The organism is Pseudomonas sp. (assembly GCF_050739655.1).
Taxonomy (GTDB): Bacteria; Pseudomonadota; Gammaproteobacteria; order Pseudomonadales; family Pseudomonadaceae; genus Aquipseudomonas.
Genome location: NZ_JBOIBY010000576.1, coordinates 1 through 25,907 on the forward strand (window position 1 = coordinate 1; position 25,907 = coordinate 25,907).

23 protein-coding genes are annotated in these 25,907 nt (G+C 53.5%); 11 read left to right on the top strand and 12 right to left on the bottom strand.

Annotation, left to right across the window (positions count from 1 at the left end):
* Nucleotides 1–114: 114 nt before the first annotated feature.
* A complete protein-coding gene (locus ACRESJ_RS27435) occupies nucleotides 115–576 on the bottom strand; it encodes an Lrp/AsnC family transcriptional regulator (RefSeq protein ID WP_431760662.1) in 462 nt (153 codons plus the stop codon).
* A gap of 183 nt (nucleotides 577–759) precedes the next feature.
* On the opposite strand from ACRESJ_RS27435, the gene ACRESJ_RS27440 reads away from it, so the two are divergent.
* Nucleotides 760–3,117 (top strand): glucose/quinate/shikimate family membrane-bound PQQ-dependent dehydrogenase, encoded by a 2,358-nt coding sequence (locus ACRESJ_RS27440; protein WP_431760663.1) that lies wholly within the window; start codon nucleotides 760–762, stop codon nucleotides 3,115–3,117.
* A gap of 207 nt (nucleotides 3,118–3,324) precedes the next feature.
* The gene (locus ACRESJ_RS27445; RefSeq protein ID WP_431760664.1) at nucleotides 3,325–3,984 is read left to right on the top strand and encodes a peptidase M41; all 660 of its coding nucleotides are present in this window, start codon (nucleotides 3,325–3,327) and stop codon (nucleotides 3,982–3,984) included.
* Between the two features lie 7 nt (nucleotides 3,985–3,991).
* Here ACRESJ_RS27445 and ACRESJ_RS27450 read toward each other — a convergent pair whose 3' ends face one another.
* A complete protein-coding gene (locus ACRESJ_RS27450) occupies nucleotides 3,992–4,300 on the bottom strand; it encodes a DUF3077 domain-containing protein (protein WP_431760665.1) in 309 nt (102 codons plus the stop codon).
* Nucleotides 4,301–4,890: 590 nt separating this feature from the next.
* On the opposite strand from ACRESJ_RS27450, the gene ACRESJ_RS27455 reads away from it, so the two are divergent.
* Nucleotides 4,891–5,196 (top strand): helix-turn-helix domain-containing protein, encoded by a 306-nt coding sequence (locus ACRESJ_RS27455; RefSeq protein ID WP_431760666.1) that lies wholly within the window; start codon nucleotides 4,891–4,893, stop codon nucleotides 5,194–5,196.
* Nucleotides 5,197–5,606: 410 nt separating this feature from the next.
* Complete coding sequence (locus ACRESJ_RS27460; protein ID WP_431760667.1) at nucleotides 5,607–5,738, top strand: hypothetical protein; 132 nt, start codon at nucleotides 5,607–5,609, stop codon at nucleotides 5,736–5,738.
* A 230-nt stretch (nucleotides 5,739–5,968) separates the two neighbouring features.
* Here the strand turns inward: ACRESJ_RS27460 and ACRESJ_RS27465 are convergent, their stop codons facing one another.
* The 6 genes from ACRESJ_RS27465 to ACRESJ_RS27490 all read right to left on the bottom strand — a co-directional run bounded on the left by ACRESJ_RS27465 (nucleotide 5,969) and on the right by ACRESJ_RS27490 (nucleotide 17,454).
* The gene (locus ACRESJ_RS27465) at nucleotides 5,969–6,826 is read right to left on the bottom strand and encodes a hypothetical protein (protein WP_431760668.1); all 858 of its coding nucleotides are present in this window, start codon (nucleotides 6,824–6,826) and stop codon (nucleotides 5,969–5,971) included.
* Nucleotides 6,823–8,403: an AAA family ATPase gene (locus ACRESJ_RS27470; RefSeq protein ID WP_431760669.1), complete on the bottom strand. Its 1,581-nt coding sequence runs from the start codon at nucleotides 8,401–8,403 to the stop codon at nucleotides 6,823–6,825. Before ACRESJ_RS27470 ends, ACRESJ_RS27465 begins: the two co-directional genes overlap by 4 nt.
* Nucleotides 8,393–9,994, bottom strand: a complete 1,602-nt coding sequence (locus tag ACRESJ_RS27475) for a restriction endonuclease subunit S (protein WP_431760670.1) — start codon at nucleotides 9,992–9,994, stop codon at nucleotides 8,393–8,395. The genes ACRESJ_RS27470 and ACRESJ_RS27475 overlap by 11 nt, the downstream gene beginning before the upstream one ends.
* Nucleotides 9,987–11,534, bottom strand: a complete 1,548-nt coding sequence (locus ACRESJ_RS27480) for an N-6 DNA methylase (RefSeq protein WP_431760671.1) — start codon at nucleotides 11,532–11,534, stop codon at nucleotides 9,987–9,989. Before ACRESJ_RS27480 ends, ACRESJ_RS27475 begins: the two co-directional genes overlap by 8 nt.
* A 587-nt stretch (nucleotides 11,535–12,121) precedes the next feature.
* On the bottom strand, nucleotides 12,122–15,598 hold the full coding sequence (gene hsdR / locus ACRESJ_RS27485; RefSeq protein WP_431760672.1) for a type I restriction-modification system endonuclease: 3,477 nt from the start codon (nucleotides 15,596–15,598) through the stop codon (nucleotides 12,122–12,124).
* Between the two features lie 788 nt (nucleotides 15,599–16,386).
* Nucleotides 16,387–17,454, bottom strand: coding sequence for a helix-turn-helix domain-containing protein (locus ACRESJ_RS27490; protein WP_431760673.1), 1,068 nt, complete (start codon nucleotides 17,452–17,454; stop codon nucleotides 16,387–16,389).
* Between the two features lie 134 nt (nucleotides 17,455–17,588).
* Here ACRESJ_RS27490 and ACRESJ_RS27495 point away from each other — a divergent pair, with 134 nt between their 5' ends.
* From ACRESJ_RS27495 to ACRESJ_RS27510, 4 genes are all read left to right on the top strand, one after another.
* Nucleotides 17,589–17,843, top strand: coding sequence for a DUF2188 domain-containing protein (locus ACRESJ_RS27495; protein ID WP_431760674.1), 255 nt, complete (start codon nucleotides 17,589–17,591; stop codon nucleotides 17,841–17,843).
* 184 nt (nucleotides 17,844–18,027) lie between these two features.
* On the top strand, nucleotides 18,028–18,729 hold the full coding sequence (locus tag ACRESJ_RS27500; RefSeq protein WP_431760675.1) for a multiubiquitin domain-containing protein: 702 nt from the start codon (nucleotides 18,028–18,030) through the stop codon (nucleotides 18,727–18,729).
* A complete protein-coding gene (locus tag ACRESJ_RS27505; RefSeq protein WP_431760676.1) occupies nucleotides 18,726–20,132 on the top strand; it encodes a ThiF family adenylyltransferase in 1,407 nt (468 codons plus the stop codon). The genes ACRESJ_RS27500 and ACRESJ_RS27505 overlap by 4 nt, the downstream gene beginning before the upstream one ends.
* 144 nt (nucleotides 20,133–20,276) lie before the next feature.
* Nucleotides 20,277–20,462, top strand: a complete 186-nt coding sequence (locus ACRESJ_RS27510; protein ID WP_431760677.1) for a DUF6527 family protein — start codon at nucleotides 20,277–20,279, stop codon at nucleotides 20,460–20,462.
* A 17-nt stretch (nucleotides 20,463–20,479) separates the two neighbouring features.
* Here ACRESJ_RS27510 and ACRESJ_RS27515 read toward each other — a convergent pair whose 3' ends face one another.
* Both ACRESJ_RS27515 and ACRESJ_RS27520 read right to left on the bottom strand, forming a co-directional pair.
* Nucleotides 20,480–20,686 carry a hypothetical protein gene (locus tag ACRESJ_RS27515; protein WP_431760678.1) on the bottom strand — a complete coding sequence of 69 codons (207 nt, stop codon included), beginning with the start codon at nucleotides 20,684–20,686 and terminating at the stop codon, nucleotides 20,480–20,482.
* Nucleotides 20,687–21,068: 382 nt separating this feature from the next.
* A complete protein-coding gene (locus ACRESJ_RS27520; protein ID WP_431760679.1) occupies nucleotides 21,069–21,311 on the bottom strand; it encodes a hypothetical protein in 243 nt (80 codons plus the stop codon).
* Nucleotides 21,312–22,028: 717 nt separating this feature from the next.
* Between ACRESJ_RS27520 and ACRESJ_RS27525 the strand changes: the two genes are divergently transcribed.
* From ACRESJ_RS27525 to ACRESJ_RS27535, 3 genes are all read left to right on the top strand, one after another.
* The gene (locus ACRESJ_RS27525) at nucleotides 22,029–22,742 is read left to right on the top strand and encodes a type IV secretion system protein (protein WP_431760680.1); all 714 of its coding nucleotides are present in this window, start codon (nucleotides 22,029–22,031) and stop codon (nucleotides 22,740–22,742) included.
* A 234-nt stretch (nucleotides 22,743–22,976) separates the two neighbouring features.
* Nucleotides 22,977–24,041, top strand: coding sequence for a type IV secretion system protein (locus ACRESJ_RS27530; protein ID WP_431760681.1), 1,065 nt, complete (start codon nucleotides 22,977–22,979; stop codon nucleotides 24,039–24,041).
* A 14-nt stretch (nucleotides 24,042–24,055) separates the two neighbouring features.
* Nucleotides 24,056–24,358 (top strand): hypothetical protein, encoded by a 303-nt coding sequence (locus tag ACRESJ_RS27535; RefSeq protein ID WP_431760682.1) that lies wholly within the window; start codon nucleotides 24,056–24,058, stop codon nucleotides 24,356–24,358.
* A 38-nt stretch (nucleotides 24,359–24,396) separates the two neighbouring features.
* Here ACRESJ_RS27535 and ACRESJ_RS27540 read toward each other — a convergent pair whose 3' ends face one another.
* Together ACRESJ_RS27540 and ACRESJ_RS27545 are read right to left on the bottom strand one after the other, a co-directional pair.
* Nucleotides 24,397–24,714: a HigA family addiction module antitoxin gene (locus ACRESJ_RS27540; RefSeq protein ID WP_431760683.1), complete on the bottom strand. Its 318-nt coding sequence runs from the start codon at nucleotides 24,712–24,714 to the stop codon at nucleotides 24,397–24,399.
* 16 nt (nucleotides 24,715–24,730) lie between these two features.
* The gene (locus tag ACRESJ_RS27545) at nucleotides 24,731–25,561 is read right to left on the bottom strand and encodes a hypothetical protein (RefSeq protein WP_431760684.1); all 831 of its coding nucleotides are present in this window, start codon (nucleotides 25,559–25,561) and stop codon (nucleotides 24,731–24,733) included.
* Nucleotides 25,562–25,907: the final 346 nt, after the last annotated feature.

Here is a 25,907-nt window from a genome sequence, read left to right on the forward strand (position 1 = left end):
CTCCCACAGGGTCCTGCGTCGATCACAAAATCCGCCAACACCACCGGCCACTGTGGGAGCGGGCTTGCCCGCGAAGAGTCCCTTCCAGACACTAGAAAACCACCGGGCAGAAACTCAAACCGGCTGCCCCCGATCAATCTTGCTACTCAAGATGATCGAAGTCGTGGTCTTCTCCACTCCATCCACGCTGCCAATCTGATCCAGCAACTGATCCAGCTGCTCCGGCGAATCGGTGCGCAACCACGCCACATAATCAAATTCGCCACTCACGGCACACAACTGTTGCACCTGAGCCATTGTGCTCAGACGCCGCAGCACTTCCTTGCCGGAGCGCGGCTGCACGGTGATCCCCACATACGCCTGCAATCCGCCATCGACCACACGCTGACCCAGGCGCACGCCATAACCGGTGATCACTTTGGCTTTTTCCAGCCGTGCCAGCCGGGATGTAACCGTGGTTCGAGCGATGCCTAACTGCCGAGCAAGCATGGCCACGCTCTCGCGGGCGTTGATTTGCAGGGCCGCGATCAACTGGCGGTCGATTTCGTCGAGGATGGGCGGGCGAGCGTCGGACAAAGGGCATCTCCAGTGGCGCGGATCAATGGCTACGCATGTTACAGGCACATCCCCTACAGCGCTCGCGGCGGACATTTGATCTGGCCCTAGTACCGTTCATGACATTTGTGGCTGCGACAAATTGCCATAAGTAACTAGGTGGTACATTATTCCGCCCTTGTCACAAATGGGAAAAATACCGACATGAATAATTCTGGGGCTGCCGCCGGCAGCAAATGGTTGCTGGCGGGGCTGGGTGTCCTGATTGCACTGATCGGGCTCGGCCTGGCCGGTGGCGGTGGTTATCTGATCACGCTCGGCGGCAGCTGGTACTTCCTGTTGATGGGCCTGGCGATGCTGGCGTCCGGCCTGATGATTGCCCGTCGCAAGCCGCTCGGCGCTTGGGTGTATGGCGCGGCGCTGGTTCTTACCGCGATTTGGGCTGTTTGGGACACAGGTCTCGAATACTGGCCACTGGTTTCGCGAGTGCTGACGTTCGCCGTGATCGGTCTGGTCGTGGCGTTGATCTATCCGACGCTGGTGCGCGCTTCTGGCGCGACGGCGGGGCGTGGCGCTTACGGTCTGGCAGGCATTCTGGGCGTTGGCGTTGTCGCCACGATGGCCTACATGTTCGTCCCGACCCACGTGGTCAAGGCCACCGCCGAACCTGCGGTTACGCCGGTCGCACCGGGCACCGAGCAAAAGGACTGGGCGCACTGGGGCAATACCACCGCCGGCAACCGCTTTGCTGCGCTGGACCAGATCAACAAGGGCAACATCGACAAGTTGCAGGTGGCGTGGACTTTCCGCACCGGCGACATCCCGCAAAGCACCGGTTCCGGCGCCGAGGACCAGAACACGCCGCTGCAAATCGGCGACACGGTCTACACCTGCACCGCCTACGGCAAAGTCTTCGCCCTGAATGCCGACACCGGCGCCCAGCGCTGGAAGTTCGACCCGCAAGGCTCTGCGCCTAACTGGCAGCGTTGCCGTGGCCTGGGTTACTTCGATTCCGGCGCTACACCTGTGGCCGATCAGCCAAATGCGTGTACGAAACGTCTGTTCCTGCCAACTGGCGATGCGCGCCTGATCGCCATCAATGCCGAAACCGGCAAGCCCTGCGAAGAGTTCGGCAACCAAGGCACCGTCGACCTGACGACCGACATGGGTGAAGTGAAGCCCGGTTACTACCAGCAAACCTCGACCCCATTGGTCGCAGGGGACGTGGTGATCGTCGGTGGCCGAGTGGCCGATAACTACTCCACTGGCGAACCTCCGGGCGTGGTTCGTGCCTACGACGTGCGCAGTGGCGAGCTGGTGTGGGCGTGGGATCCGGGTAACCCGAACACCACCAAACGCCCTCCGGCCGGTGAAACCTATACCCGTGGTACGCCAAACGTCTGGTCGGCCATGTCCTACGACGCCAAGCTTGGTCTGGTCTACCTGCCAACCGGCAACGCCACCCCGGACTTCTTCGGCGGTCAGCGCACGGCAATGGATGACAAATGGAACTCCTCCATCGTCGCCATCGACGTGAAAACCGGTCAAGTGCGTTGGCACTTCCAGACCACCCACAACGATCTGTGGGACTTCGACCTGCCAGCACAACCGTTGCTCTACGACGTGCCGGACGACAAGGGAGGCACCCAGCCAGCCTTGGCGCAAGTGACCAAGCAGGGCGAGATCTTCCTGCTGAACCGTGAAACCGGCGTACCGATTGCCCGCGTCGAAGAGCGTCCGGTGCCCCAAGGCCATGTACCGGGCGAACGCTACTCGCCGACCCAACCGTTTTCGGTGGACATGCCGTCAATCGGCAACAAGACGCTGACCGAGTCCGACATGTGGGGCGCCACGCCGTTCGACCAGTTGATGTGCCGAATCCAGTTCAAAGGCATGCGTCATGAAGGCGTCTACACCCCACCAGGCATGGACCGCGCCCTGCAATTCCCGGGTTCGCTGGGTGGCATGAACTGGGGCAGTGTTTCGGTCGACCCGAACACCAACTACATGTTCGTCAACGACATGCGCCTGGGCCTGGCCAACTACATGATCCCGCGCGACAAGATCGGCGCCGGGGCAAGTGGTATCGAAATGGGCGTGGTGCCGCAGGAAGGCACACCGTTCGGCGCCATGCGTGAACGCTTCCTCTCGGCGGCCGGCATTCCGTGCCAGAAACCGCCGTTCGGCACCATGTCCGCCATCGACCTCAAGACTCACAAGCTGATGTGGCAAGTCCCGGTCGGCACCGTGCAGGACACCGGCCCGCTGGGCATCCGCATGCACCTGCCAATCCCGATCGGTATGCCGACCCTCGGCGCGTCGCTGGCCACCCAGTCCGGCCTGCTGTTCTTCGCCGGCACCCAGGACTTCTACCTGCGCGCCTTCGATACCGGCAACGGCAATGAGATCTGGAAATCCCGTTTGCCAGTGGGCAGCCAGTCCGGACCGATGACTTACGTTTCACCGAAAACCGGCAAGCAGTACATCCTGCTGACGGTGGGCGGCGCACGTCAGTCGACGGATCGCGGAGATTATGTGATTGCCTACGCGTTGCCCAAGTAAGGGCTGACAGGCAGTGATCTGCAAGCCAGGCCCTACAATGGATCGGGCCCACCCGTAACCTGTGGGAGCTGGCTTGCCAGCAAATGCGGTGTGTCATTCAATACTTATGGCACTGATCCACCGCTTTCGCTGCGGTGCGGCGACCCGAAAAGCCAGCGCCTACAGTTAATCGGGTACACCCATACCTAAGAGCCCGAGGCAACGGACATGTCGAGCAAAATGCCACCCGCCGTACGCGCTCACGCATTGCAAATCGCCCATCACGAAATGGGCCACTACGTCGTGGCCCGCACGTTGGGTTTTGCCACGGGCGGTATAACGCTAACAGTGACCATGGACCTGCGCCACAAGGGCGGCGCCTCCATCAACCTGGTGCAGCCCATTCCTTCGATGGAAGCCATGAAGGCCTACCTCGAAGCCCGAATCATGGTCCTCTTTGCAGGGGCGATGGCACAGACTCTCTCTTGCGATCTACGCGTCGACAAAGCAAAAGCAACCGCCATCCTCAATGGAGCATTCGGGGCTGAGCGGGATGACGCAAAACTCAGGGAGCTACGGCAACTGCTGCGCAACATCCTCTATCCCGAGACGAACCTTACATCCACCGACCGCATCACGACCGAACTGAAAGCGATCAATGATCGTCTATGGTTGCGGGCTCAGGACATCGTCGAAGCTTCGGCCCACACCGTTACCGAATTAGGCGCAATGCTGGTCGACCGCATGGTGCTGGTAGAGCAGTGGGGCAGGCCAGCAGATACCTATGAGGTTGTGATAACGGGGGAAATGCTTGAGCGGTTGCAGGCAGTGCAAGACATTGCGCCTGTAGGACGCCCCGAAAACTCGGGGCGTGTTTTCGAAGGATGAACCGTCGTTAACCCTTGGCTTTCGTCGCGCTCTGAACGGGGCGCCGCTTAAGGACCTTCACCACATCATCAACCAACGCTTTGCTCATGGTTGTCAGGTAATGCGCGGCCCAGGCGTGGCGGTCGCAGCCTTTTGCATAGGCGGCATCCACGGTCAGGGACTTGGCGAGGAACAGCAGGTCGGAGGCTTGGGCCAGGGCGTCGGCGATGGGGACGTCGCGGCAGACGTGGAATAGCGGTTGGTCCGAGAGGTACATGAAAGGGGTGAAACCGGGGGTTTTTAGTTCTGAAGGTGCGGACTGATCAGTTTTGCTCATGTTCAAACTCCTAATTTTTTGAGGAGCTGTCACATTCGTTTCCAAGCGAATGGGTGGCAGCTGCGCGCAGGTTGGAAAACCGGGAAATTAGGAAACCGGCACGCCCGAAGACGTCCCGCGCACAGCCGCCATAACTCAAGAATGAGATGGGCAACCTGCTGCGTCCAATTTCAATCGGGTTTCCAAGCCCGCTCGCTGAATGATCAGCGAGGGCCGAAGACTATCCCGTCGAAGAAAAGCGCAACAAGGCGGCAAAGTGCCCAAATGCAAGATTCGGAGTTTGCCTACAAGGTCCTACGGCGTCATCCGATATTACGATGTCCCGTATCAACAAATACCAAGACACAAAGCCTCTAATATCTGGATGGAAGCCCTCCGACAGCATTTCAGTGGCGTCATTGGCTTGCCCTGCGCCATCAACTAAGGTGCGAAAAAACTCAAAGTCCAAGAGCGCCGGACATTGCCATTAACAATTTCAGGAGAGATCCAGGGTAGTCGAACAACTGCTCCAGCCCTTAAGGTTATTCCCTTGAAGTTATATTTATTGGGTGGCAAATATTTGGAAATACTGCGTAAAGAGGGCCGAAACGATGGCTAAGAAATTTGCTGAACTACAAGCTCGCATGACGCCGCAAGCTCGTGCTGAAGCGGACCAATTGTACCGCCAGCATCTGAAAGAAATGCCCTTGCACGAATTGCGCAAGGCCCAGGAGTTGAGCCAGGAGACCCTGGCCAAGGCGCTACATGTCAATCAGGCGGCGATTTCCAGGATGGAGCGACGCACCGACATGTACATCAGTACCTTACGCAATTACATCCGCGCCATGGGCGGCGAGCTGGAAATCATTGCAACCTTTCCCGAGGGGCAGGTAAAGATTGAGAACTTTGCCAACTGAAGAGCACATCTCTGCAAACCGAATCGCCACACACGAAAAAGCCGCGCAATGCGCGGCTTTTTGTTTGGTGGGCCCACACGGACTTGAACCGTGGACCAAAGGATTATGAGTTGCCTAGAAACGCTGCAAGCCCAGTGAAATCGTGCGTAGTTTAGGGAATGTACAGTTAGCTGAAAGCAGCGCTATAGAGGGGTTTTAGCGCAATTTTGCGTAATCTGTCAAAGCTGCGCACTGTACCGACAGTGTACTATTTTTTGTACCGCGAGACGGCCAGGGTTTGCTTTACAAGCGGGAGAGTATGAGTCGTTACGCGACAACCTCGATGAGTCGCTATAAGGGACCGATGAGTCCTGCTGAGGTCTGGGTTGAAAGGAGGCAGCATTTTTCAACCAGATACTAAAGAGGGGGGAGTGACCCACAGCCAATTCTTGATATTTTTGGAGATTGTCGAGGACACGATTGATTTCTTTGTCTCCGGTCTGCCATATCTGATCCGCGCGGAAAGCCAGAAAGCGCAGCTGGGTCTGCTTTCGGCTGTTTAGCCAACGTGTTTGGGTCTCAAGAAACACCTGCGGTCATGCTCGATACTCTCGACTACTTCAGATAGGACTGTACGGCGAAATTGTTCGAGCCATCGAGCATTATTAGCGCACAGCTCCTAGAGTTCATGGTCAGCCTCTTGCGGGTGCAGTTTGGTTTTTATCGGCTATTCGGTGGGTGGCAGGCGATAAAGGTTGTTTTTCAAAGTTACTATTGTCCTACGGTATTTATGCTAGTTCTTTTTCTCAGCCCATCTGTATGGTGGTGGTATATCTTCAGGCTGTGCACAAAGTGTATAGCCTTTCGGTAGAGATTGTAATTTTGATCTGGCTGCAAGTGCATAAGTGGCGTTTGACATAGTTGCCTCTTTCAGCACAAGTTGGTGACGATCGATGGCTGGTCGATCTTTGTCTTCAGTAATGAGCTCTATTAGTGTGTCGTAATTGTTTTGGATATCTCGCATTACTTTTTTACGCGCGCTGACAAGTTTTGGTAGGTTCAAGCCATAGAGCTCGGCGGATCGATATACCCGGAGTTTTTTAGTTTCACCAACGCAGAGAAAGCTAGGGTGAATATTACCGCTGGCATCCACTTCGATTAGGCTCACATCTGCTTGATTAAGAGGGTCTAGCAACACAGGTTTTTCCTGTGCCTCACAACGGTTATTCCATTCTGCTTGAACGCTGCCGTTGATCAGTGGGAACCAGCTGCCCTTGCCAACAGTCAGATCGTTAACTTCATCTTTATTCAGCCGATTGGAGCGTGCTGCCGAGTATCTGAAGTTCTCCCACGAAAAGGCCAGCCATGGATAACCGTCATCACTCTGATTCTCTGCGCGTTTCGCTTCCTTCTTCGGCCTAAAGTGGTCTACATCAAAAAAAGACTGTGGGTCATTGCTTTCTGAGTACCAGCACTTGCCATAGGACATGCGAGCGAGGCTCTGAGCGAAGGCGCGCCAAATTCGAGCGTTCTTTTCGATGAACTCCTTTCGATCTCCTTCTGGCTTGAGCGCTAGCTCTTGCTGAGCCTTTAACGCGATTAGCAGGAGCTTTTTAGGGATTATATTTATGTCCAGCTTAATGTAAATCAAGCGTCAGTCTCCTTAGACATAAGTCGCTGGATCAACGTTTTCATCGCTTGATGACGCTGGGCGACTTGATGAGGTGTAAGCGGAGGGCGATTGGCATAGCGGACATCTTGCAGCGCATGGAGAAAGTCTTGATACAAAGGCTCACGGTCTTCGAAAAGAAAACCTAGGCGCGCCAGTTGATCATTGATCTTAATGAACTCGTATTCTTGCTCGTCGGATTTCTTATCAAGTTGTGCCAAAACATTCCGTTTATCTACTAAGATCTGCGTCTCAATATCTAAACTAGTACGTAGCCCAAATATTTCAGTCAGAGTAGCGGTAAAGCCCATGCCTTTGGGGTCTGTATAGGGCGCAGAGCATTTTACCGTGCCATCGTCCGCCGTAGACAATACCCTCACCTCATCTCGGCTAAGCGCTGAGATGGTTAATGGGTTGTGCGTGCTGATAATTACATGGCAATTGTCTTTCTCTGCAGCAATTCCTGTCCAATCTTCAATCAGTTTTAGATAGCTATGCTGCCAATGTGGATTTAGATGGGTGTCGGGCTCATCCAGTAGGAATAGCGCTCGTTTGCCGCGTGACACACGAATCAATCCCAAGACCATCAGTAATTGTCGCTCGCCGTCTGATAAATCGGCAAAGCCTACATCGCCACTGTCGTCATTGTTGCGTTTTACCCAGACCAGCATTTCACGAATAAGATCAGAAATATCCATCGCCTCAAGCGCATAGAACATTTTGCTTTCGCTCTTAAAGGTGCTGGCTAAACTCTGTAACTTATTAAGGGTGGGCAGGAAGGTTGCGTACTGCGACTCGCTCTGTGTTTTATCACGGTAATCATCAATGGCATTTCCTGTGAGGGGTATGGGGTGGAATGCCTGCTCTTTGAATGCGCGCGCTGTTTGGCCCGCGGTACCGGCTGCTCCCCAAAAATTTTCGGGGAGTCTCTCGGCGGATTTTTTTTTATTACGCGCGAACCAAGGTTCACGAAAGAGTGCCAGTAAAGAGTGAAAACCAGTGATACCCAACTTGCTGGAGAGCTCTTGCGTCAGCTTCTCGTCTGGAAAGGCGAACAACGCCATTAAGGCCAAAATACCATGGATGGGCCGACAGTAGAAAAGTCGACGTTCAGCTTGGGCCTTTGCCACAAGATGGTCGTTATCTTCGAGTTTGATTGCCTCGTAATAGCGTCGTTGGTGACTATCGAAAAGTGACTCCAATCGCCGACTACCACCTGAGTAGTATCCAAAGACTAGGTCAGGAAACCACTCACTTTTTCGCCTTTCGAATACCGTAAGCTTAACCTCCTTTCCGTCTACGCGAATTGGAGGCTCACCTTCGATGTTGCTTAAACTTACTCGTGCCTTATCTATCCGATACTCGACTTTATATTGAAAGCGTGGCTCCTGCCGCCTTAAGTCTACCCACCGAAAAACTTGGGTAATAGCCTCAATTAGATTGGATTTTCCTGCGCCGTTTTGGCCGATCAATACGGTGGTGAGATTACGCTCGTCGAAGTCTACTTCCAATTGCTTCAGGTTCTTGAATCCGTCGATGTATACTCGGTCAAGCCTCATTTTTTACTTCCAATGTCTCGCCCAGATCAAGTACTAGACCTTGAGCAACTTCCCAGGCCAGCTGTTTATAGAAGTCAGCTACCGGGAGGTCGGCCGCTTTGAATAAGGCTTCAGCTGTAGCCTTTGAGCCCAAACGACGGAGATGTTCAGCGAGATAGGGTTGGGCTAATACATCATCATCTAGGCGGTGCTTGGTCATTGCGTTGTTCTTCTGGGTAGGGCGAGTTGATTTGGGTGCTCGAGGTTTACGTGGCTTAGATGGCTTGTTAAGTTTCGATGTGGCTATACGCTCCAGCAGTATGCTGGCGGGTTCTTCGTTGGAGTCTTGCGGCACCAGTTCTCCACGAAAAGCCTTAGCCAGGATGCTTTGGGTAAGTTGGTCGATACGGCTTTTGGCTGAAGTAACTTTGTCTTCCAGTTGATCAGCGAAGGCGAAGAGTTGTTCTACCCGGCGAACTGCTTCCATTTGTTCGTCAATCGATGGGGTTGGGAATATAAGGTTCCGGCACTGGGATAGTGAGATATTCACTTGGCCAGCTGAGCCCTTCGTCTCATTCATGATGTTTCGCAGGCATTCTCCACCTTCAAGCACGATGGTAATCCAGCCGGAAATTATTTTTTCGCTCGGCCTGAATAAAGTGATTGCTTGATTGATATTCCACTCATGGTGGTCGGCCGGAATTGTTGCAATTTTTCCAAGGGGGGGGCCCACGATATTCATTACGATATCGCCTGGCTTGGTGATTGATTTTGCCGATGATCCTTTGTGTATGCTCTCGGTTATGTATTGAGGTCGATAGCTGAAGTCAATTTTCTGATTGACGATGTTATAGACCTTCAAAAAAGGCACGCCAACTTCAGAAAATCCTTCCTTTGGTGTGCCGCCGCTTTGAACTTTTTCACAGAGATCGGCTGCTCTTTGAAAAGTCCAGTTGGGCTCTGCTCCTTTTCTCCACTCTTCCGTCAACCGCCCAGAAACGGCGGCTGCGTGGATTGATTGGCGGAAACGTTTGAGCAGCGCGGGGATAGCGTTGATGCGCGCTTTGAGGGTGTCAACCTGGGCTAGTAGCTCATCGAGTTTTTGGGCAATACGAGTTTGTTCGGCAGCAGGCGGAATTGGGAGTTTTAGCTCTGTAAGTTTTCCTCTTGCGATGCGTTTACGTGTTGTGCCAGAAGATTCAAGCTCAATGCTTTTTCGTACTTCAGGGGAGTTTATGAAGTGCATCAAAAGCTTGTGTGATATATCTGGGATTCCAGACCGAAATATAGCCACATCAACAACGGTCAAACAGCGTTGAGCAATGCCGGGCATCAAACATGCTCGACCGAGAGGGTCGGGCATGCGAGCAATTAGTAAGTCGTTTTCATGCAGCTCAGTACAGTTGAGTAAGTGAAATTTTTCGTTGTTTACGAAACGGGACGACTTGTCGATAAAAACACCGTCGCCGATGTCCGCAAGTTGCAGCAACCGATTTTCGCCATCAGGGTCTTGGTCTTTGCTTTCGATCCAATCACCGTCAGAAAAGAGTCCACCGGCTGCGACTAGGTCGTTTAGTGAGCCCAGCGCCCACCCACTCGGACATTCACTCATCCCCATTACCCTCAACCACCGCCAATCCCATCACCTCTGCTATCAGCTGCTTCTGCGCCGCCACTTCATCCCCCGCGCCCAGTGCTTTCATCAGCTCCTCCAGTTCATGCAGGGCTTCGGTCAGTTCGGCCATGGCTTCGCCAGCCAGTACTTCCGGAGCGGGTAGGTCGGCGGCTTCCAGACTGCCGGCATCCTTGAGCCAGCTGATATCTAGGGAGTCGCCGCGCTTTTTGATCTGCTCGCGGCTAAATACCCGAAAGCGGCTCAGCTCGCCTATGCCTTCGACGTTCTCGGCTCGCGGGCTGTTGCCGTTGGCATCCTCGCCGTAGGCGTCTTCGAAGGGTTTAAGGTGGCCGGTACCAAAAGGCGTGCGCTTGCCGAAGCTGGGCATGTTGCTGCGCAGGTCATACACCCAGACGCGCTGGGTGCAACCTTGTTCCTGGCGCGGGTTTTCGGCGGTTCCCTTCTGGAAGAACAGCACGTTGGTCTTTACACCCTGGGCGTAGAAGATGCCGGTGGGCAAGCGCAGGAGGGTGTGCAGATTACATTTGTCCAGGAGGTCGCGGCGTACGTCGGTGCCGACGCCGGATTCGAACAGTACGTTGTCGGGCAGTACGACGGCGGCGCGGCCACCAGGCTTGAGGCCACGGTAGATATGCTGCAAGAAGGCCAGTTGCTTGTTGCTGGTTTTGTAGGTGAGGTCGTCGCGGGTAGGGCCGCCGCCGCCCTTGGCCGTGCCAAAAGGCGGGTTTGAGAGGATCACATCGACTTTGGGCAAGTTGGCCCCTGTTTGGCCGAGGGCGTTGCCCAGGTGGACCACACCTTCTTCGTCGCCTTCCATGCCGTGCAGCAAGGTGTTCATCAACGCTAAACGGCGGGTGCCTGGCACCAGCTCGATGCCGACAAAGGCCTTGTTGCGCTGGAAGGTGCGGTCGCGGTCGTTGAGCGCGTAGTGGTCATCAGTTTGCTGCTTGATATAGGCGTCGGCGGCAATCAGAAAGCCTGCGGTGCCGGCGGCCGGGTCCTGAATAGTTTCACCGTGCTGCGGTTTGAGGCAATTGATGATGCTGTCGATCAGCGGGCGCGGGGTGAAGTACTGGCCGGCACCGGATTTGGTCTCGCTGGCGTTCTTTTCCAGCAGGCCTTCATAGAGGTCGCCAAGGCCGTCCTGGCGGGCGCTGAACCAGTCGATGCCATCCAGGCTCTTGATCAACTGCTCTAGGTGGCGTGGCTCTTTTAGGCGGGTTTGTGCGTCGGCGTAGATTGCGGCGATTAGCGGGTCGCTGTTCTTGCCTAGATCGAGCAGCATCTGCCGGTAATGGTCGAGTAGGGTGAGCCCTGATTTACCTGACAGATCCGGCCAGCGCGCCCCCTCAGGCAGCTTGTGGGCGAAGCTGTCGTTGTTCTGTACCTGCTCGTATTCCATCTTGATAAACAGCAGCAACACCAGCTCGGTGACGTAGTCGCTATAGTTAATTCCGTCGTCGCGCAGCACGTCGCATAGGTTCCAGAGCTTCTGGACGATATCGGAGTTGGTCATGGAGTGCTCTCTAATTTGTTCATGGCGTGAACCGAATAAATCTATTCGGTACACGGGATTGAATTTGGGCGTGGTTCGCTTAGCCAGGTGGGCGGGACACCCGTGGCCGGCAGGGGGGCTTGAAGTCGTGTCTGGCATCTTCCGATACTTGGAAAGAGCGCATGTAGGGTGCGAGGCGAAAGAAGCCGATGGCTTCGAGAAAGCAATACGCCTTACCTTCGTTCAAAGTGATAAGCCCGCTCTGTTTGGCCAGGGGCAACTGCGTAGGAATATCAATGGCTGGCTTGCGAAAGGACTTCATGCGGAAAAATTACCGGCCATGTGATGGCAGGTCATTAAAAACCTGCTCATTTTGTGCGTAACTGCCGAAGCAACAATAGGCATGGCGGGTGTGTTGGGCGAGAGGCTATGCACCGCAGCATGGTTTTGCAAGATATTTGGAACTGAAGTCCTGAGCTGAGGCTTTTTGTTGTTCGACTTAGTGGCTAGCGGGTATAGGCGATGCGAGTGCTTGACGGTGGAAGCTGGTGTCCTTTGTCCTGGGACTGCGGACGCGGGTTGTCGGGAAATCAATTGGACGTCAAGATTCATCCCGCAGCCGACCACAGGTTGTCGTTCAGGGCTTCCAGCACGCGATCCAGGTTGCCACCGAGGTTGCGATCCAGGCCTTTGAGGCCTCCATCGTTCCTGAAAGCGTCGTTGACCTGCTGCGGGTCGATGATCACTTCATGTACCAATTGCTTGGCCAGGCGCTCCAGCCACTTGCGCTGCACGGACGTCCAGGGGTGTAGTGCGTAAATCTTCTGCATGGCTCGGGTCACACGCTGGTCAAACGACAGTAGGGCTTCGCCAATTGCGGCCTGTCGGATATAGCCGATGATACTGGCGGCGATTTCCTGATTGGTCTGATTGCGCCAGGCGCTTTTCAGGCTGGCTTCACTGAAACCGTGCTGATCGAGTAGCAGACGTACCTCCCGCAGCTGCTCACGAGTCAGGTCTTTGGGGCGGTTAACCACGATGCCAAGGGCAGCGGACTGGTTGAGCTGTTTGTGGATGAACTCATGGAAACTTTCCAGGTAGTCGGCGGGCTTCTGATTCTGGCCGTAGTTTTGCTCTCGCACCATCAGCTCGTCGGCGTGAGTGGAAATGACCGGGTAATTTTCCGAACCGAGTAGAGCGCTGACTGCGGCCAGCTGGTTGATCAGTAGGTTATGTTGGCGAACAAAGTTGGCAGCCTGCTGCGGACCGAGTTCATGCAGGTGGCTGTGCAGCTTGGCCGGTTCGACGCCCCAGGCATCCTGCAGCTCATCGAGTTTCTGTTTGAGGTTCGGGTTGCTCTCGGCCTTGTGCTGAGCCTTGCGCAAGATGCGCATGACGCGCTGACTCAAATGGTCGAGTACGTCATGGGCGTGGCTGCTGCCATCCTGGCTGCCGGGTGCATCGTGGCTGGCACTGCTGCTGAGTTCGCTGACCAGTTGCTCCAGGGAGATATTGGGGCTCTTTACGAGGGGTTTCATAGTGTCTACCGCTTCGAGGCTGGCGTAGAGGTCGACGGGATCGTAGATGCGGAATACGGTCTTGCCGATTTCGTCGCAACGGCGGGTAGCGCGGCCTTTCATCTGCTCATAGAGGATGCGCGAGCGCACGCGGCGCATAAATACCAGATTGCAGATTTTCGGCACATCAATGCCGGTGGTTAGCAGGTCGACGGTAATGGCAATGCTGGGGTGCGACTCGTTTTTGTAGCGGCGAATCAGTTGCTCAACCCTGTCGCTCTGGCCGGTGATGATGCGCACTGTCGCTTCGTTAAATTGCTCGCCGTAGGCCGACTTGAAGGCGTCATCAAGCAGATTTTTCACCCGTTCGGCATGAGCCTGGTTGACGCAGAAGATCATGGTCTTCTCTTCTCCGAAGGGATCTAGCTCCTTGGCCAGCTCGTCGCAGATGACCTTGTCAAAGGCGGGCGTGATTACGCGACGGTTGAACGACTCGATGTTGAAGGTGAGTTCGTCCTCCAGTTCCGCTACGTCGACTTCTCCGGTCTGCGTGTTGATGACGCTGACCGATTCGCCTTTTTCAAAGCGGATGCCGTGCTGGCTGAGCTGGGTTTCGTAGCGGACCGGTGGTTCGTGATCGATGAGCCAGTCGTCGGCCACGGCTTCCCGATAGCTGTAGGTGAATACCGGTTTGCCGAAAATCTCGCTGGTGTGTTTGGCTGGCGTGGCCGTGAGGCCGATGCGGCAGGCATCGAAGTGATCTAGCACTCGACGATATTGCGAGAGATATTGGTTGGGATCGCGCACGGCCAGCTCGCCTTCAGTCATCTCTTGGTCGAGCGTATAACCCCGGTGGGCTTCGTCGACGATGATGCAGTCAAACTCTCCCACGGATGGTGGAGTATCTGAGCGGAAAATACGGCTGACCATGGCTTGCACGGTGGCTACCTGGACGCGGGTTTCCGCTTCGGCAGCCATGTCGCCCAGTTCTTTGATGTCGTAGATTTGCCCCAGGGTATGGTTCTGCTCCAGCGTGGTGTCGTTGAACGAATCGATGGCCTGCTGGCCAAGGGCGCTGCGGTCGACCAGAAACAAAATGCGCTTGAAGCGTTCGGTCTTGAGGAAACGATACATCAGGCCAATGATGGTGCGGGTTTTACCGGTGCCAGTGGCCATGGCCAACAGGCAATCGCGCTGGTTGTTAGCCAGCGCCTGTTCCACGGACTGGATGGCCTTTTCTTGATAGTCACGCAGTTTGAGGTAGGTAAATCCTTCAACTTTGAGTTTGGCCTCGGCTTCCGCCTGGCTGCGTTTGAGCAGGTCGAGCAAATCACTCGGCGTGTGAAAATCTGGTAGCGGTCGGCGCGTGTTGGCCGGGTTGCGCAGGTCGCGGAACCATATGCCGGACTGTTCTGCGAGCTGCTTGATAAAGGGCCGGCCGTTGCAGGTGAAGGCAAAAGGCACGTGGAAGTGGCCACCTTGGCCGTCGCTCCAGGGCAGTGTTTGGCCAGCTTGCAGCCAGGGCTGTTGATGCTCGCTGGTGAGATTGAATTCGCGGGCATAACGTTCGGCCTGGGTAATGCGGTCGGCAATATTGATGCGTTTGCGCTTGGCTTCGACGATGGCGATCGGCGTAAGGCCGGCGAACAGAACATAGTCGGCGCAAGCTTTCGGGCTGCTGGTGGGCCACTCGGCGATAGCCTTGTTCTGACCTTTCTCGGGACGTGCGCCTTTGCTGTAAGTTAGGTCGAGGGAATCTGCTTCCCAGCCGGCATCGATCAGCTTCTGGTCGATCAGGATGCGGGTGAGATCTTCGGAGAGATCGAAGTTGCTGCTGGCCTGCTGGGTTTTCTTGGCAACCTGTTTGCTGGCCTGCGGCTGGGCGGCCAGTTGCTGCTGCAGTGCTTTGAGGCTTTGCTCGTGCTCGGTGCGCAGCTTATGTAAAGCTGCTTCGTGCTCTGCGGCCAACTGTTGATGGCCGCGTGACTCGGCGTCCATCTGCTCGGCGAGCACAGAATATTCCTCGGCTTCGCGCTTGAGCAGTTCAGCAAGCTGCTGGTTGCTCTCCACCTGCTGGCTGGATTCAGTTAACTGCGCTTTGAGCTGTTCGATCTGGCTTTGCAGTTCGCGTAGCGGGGCGCTGGGGTCACTGGGTGTGACGAAAGGGCCGGGTTTGAAGGCGTTGGCGTTCTTGCCGAAGGATTGGTGATACCAGATGGCCAGGGCGCGACCGACCTTTAACCCATCCATGGCTTCGCGATGCTGGGTGCGGAACCCATGGGTGGCTCTGTTCCCCTCCACGCGCAGGGTATGAAACAGGCTGCGGATGTTCTGATCCAGCTGGATCTCACGGCTGAGCTTATACAGCAGGTCGGACTGAGTGGTATTGGTATCGAATTCGATACCGGCGTGGCTGGCCAAGTCCTGGGCCAAGGCTTCACCGAGTTGGCGCAGTTTGATCAGAGTGGTGTTAGGATCGCTGGCAAATACTTGCTCGGCAGTGCTCGCAAGCTGTAGGAAGACGGGGTCGTGCTCCTGGAGAAAGGCGAAATTGCTGCTAGCTGCCATGGTTGATCCTTCGGTTGCGTATCCACTCAATGTGCAAAGCTTGGCTTGATCATGCGTAAGTTGCAGTAGCTTAACCAAGGTAAGCAGAGTTTGGCCATGGCATAGCGCCATTCAATGTGAATTTCCCCGGGTTCTGCGTGAAGTCGGAAATGGCCAATATAGGAGGTTGTTCTTGTCGTGTTTAACCGTGCTTGCCAGCGTTTCGCTTGGCCGCTGCCTTTCCAAGCTGTGCAACAAAATCAAGCACGACAGCGTCGATACGTTTGAGGAAGTGTGCGGGCCTGCAGTCCTGTCTATTAGGCTACGAGCCATCGAGCCAATCTCATCTCAACTTCATCGCGGGGTAAGCGACATCTGGGATAATTTAGAAGACTGGTTAGTCCGGCAGCCAAGGACTGCACGGGAACGCTTCTTTGTTCCATAGCGTCGAGAAGCCAGAGCAATCCAAATACTGTCCCAGTTCTTGCCGCCTCTCTTTGGAGCGCTTTGTCGCCTGATACAAGGCAGTGATTAGGTCTTTTTGAACAGGCTAGCGCGAAGCAATCTGGCAACGAGAGCGCAGGGCTTTGCGCATTTATGTCTTGAGCGTCCGACAGCTCTTGGGCTGTTAGTGCAATAACGCCCAAGCCAAGAGAACGCAGGTATGGGCCGTTATGCGCTTCCAGCTCGCGCTTATAAAGTAAATCGGGAACCACTATCGCCATTCCGCACGAGAAGGCGGCGTCTAGTAGACCTGCTCTTTCCAGGTCGATCAAAACGGAGGTGTCGGAGACGAGAATGATCAAAATTTAAACTCCGATTCCCATCAGTCGAGCATCAAGCTCACGAACGCTGATCTTTAGCAGCTCAGCAGCTCGGGATTCAGATATGGCGCCTTCAGACACTGCTCTGAAGCACATACGCTCCATTCGTTGTGGCACTTCAGCACCTAGTAAATACGGTTCGTTAGAGCCCTGGCCGTTCCAGCCCTTTGCCTTGATCTGTCCAAATAAGCGCCCATAAACAGCTTTGGTAATCACGCCTAGCTGTGCACAACGCACAACTAGGGAGGCAATACTTACTTTGAACAGCTTTTTTAGCTCTACTAGCTCGCCAAGCGAGATTGAGGTTCTGTGCTCACCAAGCAACTGAGTCATCATTTCCCTAGCCATTAGAAGCGCACCGGCAAATCGATCGGCAGCTTTCTCCTGATCCGCATCGCTCAGTCCCGAAAACTGGAGCACGAGGTGGGCTAACTCATGCGCCAAAGTGAAGCGCTGCCTCTCGCCATTGTGATGTTGGTTCACAACAATCACTGGTACATCTTCTCTATTTGGGCGGCTGACATGAGCCTTGGAACCCGAGACTTTTTCTGGAAGTTGCAGAGAGATGACCTTAACGCCCTTCTTCTCAAGGAGCTCGGCCATTGACGGGATTGCGTCAATCCCCAATTTCCAATTCAGCCTAAGAGCCTCAGCTGCACGCTCAGCATCTTCGATGCGCTCAATGAAAAACGCTGAATCATCGAGAGGCATCCAAGTCTCCCCCGCTTCTGGCATCAGCTCTTCTAGCTCCAGATAGCGCTCCACTTGATCAAGCACTGCCGACTCAACAGCGCGTTCCTCTTTGGGGCCCGCTTGTGGCCCCTTACGAAAATCTACGCCGGTAAGCTCAATTTCCTGGCGACTGAGCAAGTATTCCGAAGTCACGCCTAAAGCATCTGCAAGGGCAAGCAGAGTGGTGGAACCTGGCATCATTTCATCGCGCTCGTACTTTCCGATCGCTTGCGCCGACACATGCCCCTGGATGCGAGCTTCTAGCTCGCGCAGAGAGAGCCCTTTGGACTCCCTGGCACGTTTCAGTCGGTTTCCAATCATGGTCAGCTCCAGATAATTTTGGTTTACAGATTGACGAATTAAATTGTGATTTGTAAACTCGTGATCGTCAAGGCTGATACGATGGGTGCAAAGGCAAACCACAATAATGTCTGCATCATACGACGCGGCGATCAGTGGGGGGCTTTAAGGGAGGGGAGAGAGCACCGCGGCTTTTTGATACGCGGCAACAGGCGATCGATGCAGGCCAGCAAATGGCAAAGCAAGGTCGAGGTGAGCTACTGATTCATGGTGAAAATGGGCGTATTTGCGCTCGGGATTCACACGACAATGATCCGTGCCCACTGAAAGGGTGCGAAATGATCGTACGAAGGTATCCGGCAAATGGTGCCGCATTCAGGGAAATGGGAGGAAAAAATGCAGATTCATAAATGAAACGAGGCAAGCTAGGAAGCTTGCCTCGAGTGAACCCAGCGAAGCGCTGAATTCGGGTTTGGTCGCCTAAGAGTCTCTCTTTGCTGGTTCACGCTGTCAAGTTTCTCCACGGTTTTTCTGTTCATCGCTGTCGACGTTTTCGGCGAGCGAGGGATCAAATTACTTAAAGGAAATTGAGAGATGACTACCAACGATGAAGTTGTAAACCTGGAAGCCTACGCAAAAGCTAAGCTTGAGGTTCCGCACGGAAAGAAGTACCAGATTAAAGTCGACAAGCAGCAATACGTTGTCGATGTATCTGAAATGACTGGACGCCAGATCCTAGAGTTAGCTGGTAAGGTTCCTCCCGAGCGCCACATCCTTCAGATGAAAGAGGGGCCAAGCGTACGGAAAATCGAACTCGAAGAGGTCGTGAGCTTCCTTAAGCCAGGTATTGAGCGCTTCATGACGATTCCGAACGAGGTTACCGAGGGCGAAGGCCCTGTACCTCGTCGGGAGTTCGGAATTCTGGAAGATGACGAGCAATACTTGAACTCGCTTGGTCTCCGTTGGGAAACCGCTATGGAGGGGGGCGTTCGTCGTGTTGTGATTCACAACTGGCCTGTGCCCGCTGGCTACAACAGCAGTGCTGTAAGCGTTAACGTCCAACTGCCACCGGGCTACCCGGACACCCAAATCGACATGGCCTATTTTTATCCGCCGCTGATGCGTGCGGACGGTCGCCCGATCGGCGCTCTTGCCGCTGATCAATTTGATGGTAAGGCATGGCAACGCTGGTCTCGTCACCGCACTGCTGGCGGTGCTTGGCGCATGGGTATCGACTGCTTGGAAACGCACATGGCTTTGGTCAACGACTGGTTGATCGCGGAGCTACGCAAATGATGAGGCGTTACTCTTTCGCCATGGCTGGTGTACATCATGCCCAAGCAATGAGCCATCTATTTCCTGGCGATGGACGGGAGGCTGTCGTCATTGCACTGTGCGGTATGGCAACAAGTAATCGACGCAGCAGCTTTTTGGTGCAGTCGATCATTCCGGTTCCATATGAGGCATGCCGGATTCGGGAGCCTCATCGTGTAACCTGGTCGCCGGAGTCAGTTGTTCCCGCGCTGACTGCAGCAATGAACCGGGGGTTACGTGTCGTCAAGATACATAGCCACCCCGGTGGCTACGATGCGTTTTCTCACACCGATGATCGCTCTGACACCGAATTTTTCTCCTCGGTATTTGGCTGGCTTGATACGGAAGAACCTCAAGCCAGTGTCGTGATGTTGCCGAGTGGGGAGATGTTTGGTCGTACGGTATGGCCGGATCGTTTGGGTGAACCCCTTGATGAGATTCGAATTGCAGGGGACGACATTCAGGTTTGGCGGCCACACGCCATTTCAGAGGTCACTCCTGGCTATGCCCAGCGAATCGCCCAAACCTTCGGTGAAAACACCTACAACCTATTTCGGTCACTTCGGATAGGCGTTGTTGGTTGCTCGGGTACAGGCAGCATTGTGATCGAGCAGCTAGCTAGGAATTGCGTGGGGGGGCTGATCCTTGTCGATCCTGATCACATTGAGGATAAAAACCTTAATCGCATCCTGAATAGCACTTGGGACGACGCAAAGCAGGGGCGAAGTAAGGTCGAAGTTATGTGCCGGGCCATCAACACGATGGGCTTGGGTACGGAGGTCGTTGCTCTCAAAGCTGATTTGATGAATCGAGAAGTTATTCATCATTTGTCTACTTGCGACGTGGTAGTTGGATGCATGGATTCAATCGATGGTCGACACCTGCTGAACAAGCTGGCGAGCTACTATCTGATCCCACTCATTGATGTTGGTGTTCGCATTGATGCAGATGGCGTGGGAGGCATCGATCAGGTTTGCGCAGCTGTTCACTATGTCCAACCTGGTGGTTCCAGTTTAATGAGCCGAGGCGTGTATACACAGGCAGACTTGGATGCTGCATTCTTGATGCGGGAGAATCCTCAGCAATATGCAGACCGGCTTAAAGAAGGCTACATCCGTAACTCGCGCGTTGATCAGCCAGCGGTCATATCTATCAATATGCAAGCGGCTGCGCTTGCTGTGAATGAGCTCCTGGCGAGGCTTCACCCCTACCGAGTTGAGTCGAACCGTGAGTATGCGTATCGACGTCTTGTGCTCAGCGACCCGCCAGCCAGTAGCGACAGTCCGGAAAGTAATCCATGTCCCATCTTTTCTGCTCGGTTGGGCTACGGTGATACCGAGCCACCTCTAGGGTTGCAGAACCTTCTAGCCCAACCGGGGGCTTAAATGTTGTGGCTCCTTCGTTGGCTTCAACAGCTATTCGGAATCACCCCAAGGTATCGCTTACGTAGGTGTGACGAGGTACCGGGCTCGATCGATCGTTATACGTTGTACGTCGTGGGATCTGACGGGTGTTATTGGCTTGCCGTGATGACTTGCCCATGTGGGTGCGGTGATTTAGTCCAGCTCTCTTTGGCAAGCTCTGGCCACCCGCGATGGATTTTAGATTGGGGAGTCCAAGGGGCGGTGTCACTCCATCCATCGGTTCATCGAACAACTGGATGCCGAAGTCATTTCTTCCTCAAACAAGGAAAAGTGATCTGGTGTAACGGCTGAGTGTTAAAAGATCTGCATTAGTTATGCACTTGGGAAACGCCGAGCAGCCCCAGAATTTTTGCCCCGCTTTGGCGATCCAGCCGGTAGTGGGCAAACACCCGTGCCAGCCGCTCACCGAGCCAGCCCTTGAAGCAGGATTTTTTTAGCAGCCCAATCAGCAACGTGGCCTGGATCAGCCACTTCATGGTGTCCAGCAGGGGCTGGAGGGTGCCGAGGTAGTTCATTGCAATCCTTTGCGATTAATACGCCGCACCAGTATCCATGTTGTCCCGCATACAGAAGCGTCTCTTGCGGTGAGCCGATCCGCCCAGCATTCCAGCGGTTATTCATTTTCGCGTCCGCGAAAATCGTAGTGGTACGGTGCAGTCTGGCGCGCTAGGCCGTCGATGATGTCGGTTCGTTACTCTGCGCCGAGATTTCGCGTCCGCGAAAATAACGCAGTGACTTGTCGGGCATATTTTTCACGTTCGCGAAAATCACAGATGCATGATGTCCATGTTCTGAGCTCAGACCACCCCTGCTTGTTTCAGATCGCACCCTCAGAGCGCAGGTCTTCTAGCGTTGGCTTGTACAGCTCGTCGATGTACTGTGAAAACTCACCTGAGCTCATGTGGGCAACGTCAGAAAGATAGTCTTCACCTTCGGGCGTACTTTCTCAGGGGGCCGTGCGGTGCTCACATGGGCGGGCATGTGGCGAAGCTCGAAAATGTTGCGTTGCTCAGTAGCAGCACATTGCAGGGACTCCAAGGCGGCAGCAATGGCCAGCAGCTTTACCTTGTATCGAGTCATGGCTTGATCTGGTGTCTCACCTGGCCCGACGATGAATGACATCAGCTCATTTTTCTTCATTGACGGCAAACCAGAGCGTTCAATTCAGCTCGTCCATGTCTGCAAACAGGTCTCGGTACTCGGGCAGTAGCCGGCTAAAGAGGTGGTCTTGCTCTTCCTGCGTCATCACGTATCCCCTGTGGCTAACGGTGCAGAGAGCACCGTCAAATCATCCCTTAATGATCGTAGTTTTTCGCGTACGCGAAAGTCGGTGCTGTGTCGGTGCTGACTGGAAAGTTTCGCGTCCGCGAAATTTAGGACGTTCTGCGCGTTCTTCAATGAGTCCTCAAATCCGGCTTCCGGTTATGTGGTGGAGGTCCCTATATAAATATTGGGCTGAGCTACCAGAATGTTTCGCGACATTCGGAAATACCTCAAGAGCCTAGTCTGAAGTGTCCTCTACGTGTTTGTCATACAAAAGCTGCTCGAAGACCTATCCTGCACTAGTAAATTTCCTCATCTTTGGTGGGGCGGGAGCGTAAGCAGTTGCGAAGCAAAAAAACCTAAAAGAATACAGGAAGGATGCATTGATGATGCATTGATGATGCATTAGTGATGCAGAAGGAATACAGACATAAAGCGAATTCAGGGCATACCCGGGAAATTCATATTTTAGAAGCGTCATTGCACGCGATCGCTTCATGCTTGACCAAATATTTTTCGCTAAGATGGTGGTGGAAGTAATTTAAATTTGCTGTTTAACTTCTAGGCGAGATGATTTTTTATGGATGATTAGTTATGAGTAATTACGCTAAATTACTAATAAGGTGTTTGAGAGGTGGACTGGTTTTTACGGCTTTTATAGGCCATCAAACGGCTAGCGCGGGGATACCCGTTATAGATGGCGTGTCCAATGGCATGCGAGTTGCGGAATTTGCGCAAACCGTTGTTCAGTGGGGTAAGGAGATTGCTGAGATGCAGGCCCAATATGAGCAATTGGTTCAGCAGTATCAGCAGATGCAGGAAACCCATGACAGCATAAATGGCAGTCGCGGTATGGGCGGCTTGGCAAGAAGTGACTACGGGTATTTAGCAGGTGACTGGCAGTCTGTAATGACCGAGTCCGACTTTAAACCGGTGCTTGAGGCGTCCAAGATTATGGAGGCGAGCCAAATGGGATTGTCAATAAATAGTGATGCTGTGCATGTGTATCAAGGTTCGCAGAATCAGAATGCACTGAGCTTGTCGATAAGCGAGCAAGGATACAATCAGGTCAGTTCTCGATTTCATTCCCTGAATGATTTGCTGGATAAAGTGAACGGGGCAGTTGAGCTAAAGGATATTCAGGACTTACAAACCAGAATTCAGGGGGAGCAAATGTTGCTGCAGAACGAACAGAACAAAATCGTTCTATTGGCGCAGCTGCAGTCTGGCCAGAGAGAGGTATTGGATCAGCAGTCCAGAGAGATTGCGATTAAGGCCGGCGAGTTTGTCAAGCGTGAGGGGTGGTGAGCATGAGGGGGATTCTATTAGCTGCGCTTGTGCTACTGCTTACGGGTTGTAAAAAGGGTGCTCCGTTTGTTGATAATCCGTCCAGAATATTCTTGGACGGTAAAGAGTATACCCAGCAGGAGTATCTGGAAAATTTCTGTACAGAAATTCCGGATGACCCCGAGTGTCTGAAAGTATCGGCTGCCCTTAGTCGGAATTCTGTTGAGTTCGTCAAGCGTAAGGGGTGGTAGATAAATGGACATTGCTGAGTTCGGTTTTTTCAATCGAATATTTTCTGAATTGGATGCTGCGCTAAATGTTTATATAAGTGATGTAGTTGTCAGGGTGATCGATTCACTTGGGCCTGTCACCGCACAGCTTTTAGCGCTCTATTTCATCATACACGGCTTGATGATGATGCGAGGTATGGTTGATGAGCCTATTACGGATTTTGTGTCGCGTGTGGTACGGCTCTCTCTAATCACTGGTTTGGCTCTGAATGTTGGTTATTACAATAATGCTGTAGTCGATTTTATTTGGCGTTTTCCAGAGGCCCTGGCGGCGCTTATTGTGCAAGGTGCGCCCGGCTCAGGTTCCGCATCATACCTTGATGGTCTGATGTCACAGATGTATTCGTTAGGTTCGGCCTTTTGGGTAAAAGGCACTGCATCAACTATTCCGCATGTTGGGTTGATTCTTTGCGCTATTGCCGTTTGGATCGTTGGTCTAGCCTTGACGGCATATGCTGCGTTTCTCCTATGCCTTTCTAAATTCATGCTGGCTATTCTGCTTGCTCTTGGGCCGGTATTTATAGTGCTGCTGATGTTCGATTCAACAAAACGTTTTTTTGAGAGTTGGTTAGGGCAGGCTTTAAATTATGGGTTTATGGTTGTGCTTGCCGGGGCATGTATAAAATTAGTGATGGCCGTTCTAGAAATGTATCTACTGGAAAGCGGTGCGGGAATAAAGCTTGATCCGCAAGTAAGTGATATTGTGCCTGCTGCTGCTATTTGCGTTATCGGATCGCTACTGCTTGTACAGGTTAACTCAGTCGCGTCTGCTTTAGGTGGTGGAGTCGCGATCAGTACGCTAGGTGCTGCGGGAGCGATATACAACAAGGCGAAAGGCGGAGTGGTTGGCGCAAAAAATATTGCTATAGGTAAAACACTGTCTGATATGCGTGCTGCTCGTCGTCAAAAGTATAGTAATGCAAGGTGGGCAAGCCAAAACCCAAGCAATGCCGCAAAGGCGGCTGGTATTCCTATGGCGGCGTATAGGCAGTTAACTGCGTCTCGTTTTAATAATGTCTCGAGAGGTTGAAAATGGAGATATATATGATTTTTTTAGCGTGTTCTGTTGCTGTGATGGCAACTGTTATAGCGGCTATCCTGACGCAAAGGAATGTTAGATATGTTCGTGCTGCTTTGAGTGTTAAAAGCGTAGCTGCACAAGCGGCAGATTGTGCTCTGCTGAATATGTGTTTGTTTGTAACTTGGATAGTTGTGTTGCAGGATTGTGTCGAGGTGGCTAAAGGGGCTGCCTTAAGCGGATTGTTTAGTGTCGTTGTATTTTATGTTGCGTTGGCAGCACTCTTGTTTAAAAAGCTTCGACGTTCCCAGGAGGCTAAGCCGATCTGACTACGAACCGCGCTGGCAGTGATTTATTCGGAAAGCTCTCATTTTTGAGGGCTTTTTTGTCGCGCTTGCCAAAGATCATAGGCGGCTTGTTGGGCCAGCCAATGGCTGGCTCTGCCCGGGACTGCAAGTTCGAGCTGTGCGTCGAGTTCGTGACTTACAGGTGCATGGCACAGCATGATTGCTGAAAGTGATCTGGGAGGGCCGCCTATGCACTTAACCAGGCTTGCTGCCGCCAGCCCCAGCGCTGGAAGTGCGTCTTCGAGTAGGTATTCGCCGGGGTGTGGCGGGTTGCGCGTGGGCATATGAATTCCTGCATGGATTGTGCGCATCGCGGCGTACAGAGGGTGAGCAGCCATGCCTCTCTGACGCTATTCATTGCGTAAGGCCGCGACCAAGTCCAGCCTTTAAGCCTTTCAAGTGTGCAATCGCTACTTCTTTGGCTGCCACAGGTCTGGTTGGCACAGCTACCTGATCACGCTTTTGGCGGTCTCTGGCTGGCTGCTTATGTGTCGGACAAAACTGACCTTTCTCATAGCGCTTCAGCAGCCCAAAAAACCACCGAATGGGCGTCGTTCGGATGACCCCGCCTTGTGACAACGCACCTGCCAACTCGTCCAGTAGTGTTTGAGCGTCCTCAACTGGTACTGTCGATAGAGCCTTGGCTACTGCAGGTATGTCGCTGGCTGGTATCCCCACTGGGTACTCCAAGTCAGCATGAGCGGGTGATTGCACGCATTCAAACGTTTTTGTAGTAGTAGTTCTTTTTTCTCTTAGTACTTGTTCTGTATCTGTATTTAGTAGCGTCGGGTCTTCCGAAGACGGTGGCACCGTATTCGGGTTTTCCGTTCCTGGTTCCACCACAGTCGGAAAACCCGAACGTGGTGGTGTAGGTGCTGGGAGGGTAGGGGTATCGGAGACCTCCCACAGCGTTTTGCTGAATCGGCCGTGTGTACCTCGTTCTCGAGTGATGAGCAGATAACCAGCGTTCTCTAGTTCTTTTGCTCGGGCTCTGGTTGCGTCGCGTCCGCAGGACTTTTGCTCAGCAAGATGGCAAAGGCGCAGTCTGAAATCATCCGGCAGTGAGAGTATGTAAACCAGAAGGCCGAGGGCTCCCCATGAGATACGGCTATCGCGTATCAAATCATTAGGCAGCGTAGTGAAATCTCTTGTGACTTTGCGCTTGATAATAACAGTGTCAGACATGCACTTAGGCCCTGATGCCGCTGGCTGCGGGAGATAGCTCTAAAACGTCTTGTACTTGAAGAGTCCTAAAGTAAAGGCGGCGGCCTATTCGAACGATTGTTGGTTTTAGTTTTCGCGATAAGTCAGTGTCCGAGTACAGTGAGACGCGCAGCCCGTCCGCTGATCGGTTGAGAAGTTCAGCAATATTTGCAAGGCTCATTAATGGGCCGAAGCGTGAGAGAAGATATTCTTCCGTAGACATTGGACACCTTCAGTAGTTGGGCGTAGGTGACCGTATTTTTATCTTTTACAGATATATGTCAAATCGCTGGCTGTCTGTTTTGCTTGATGTTCTTAGTTTGATTGT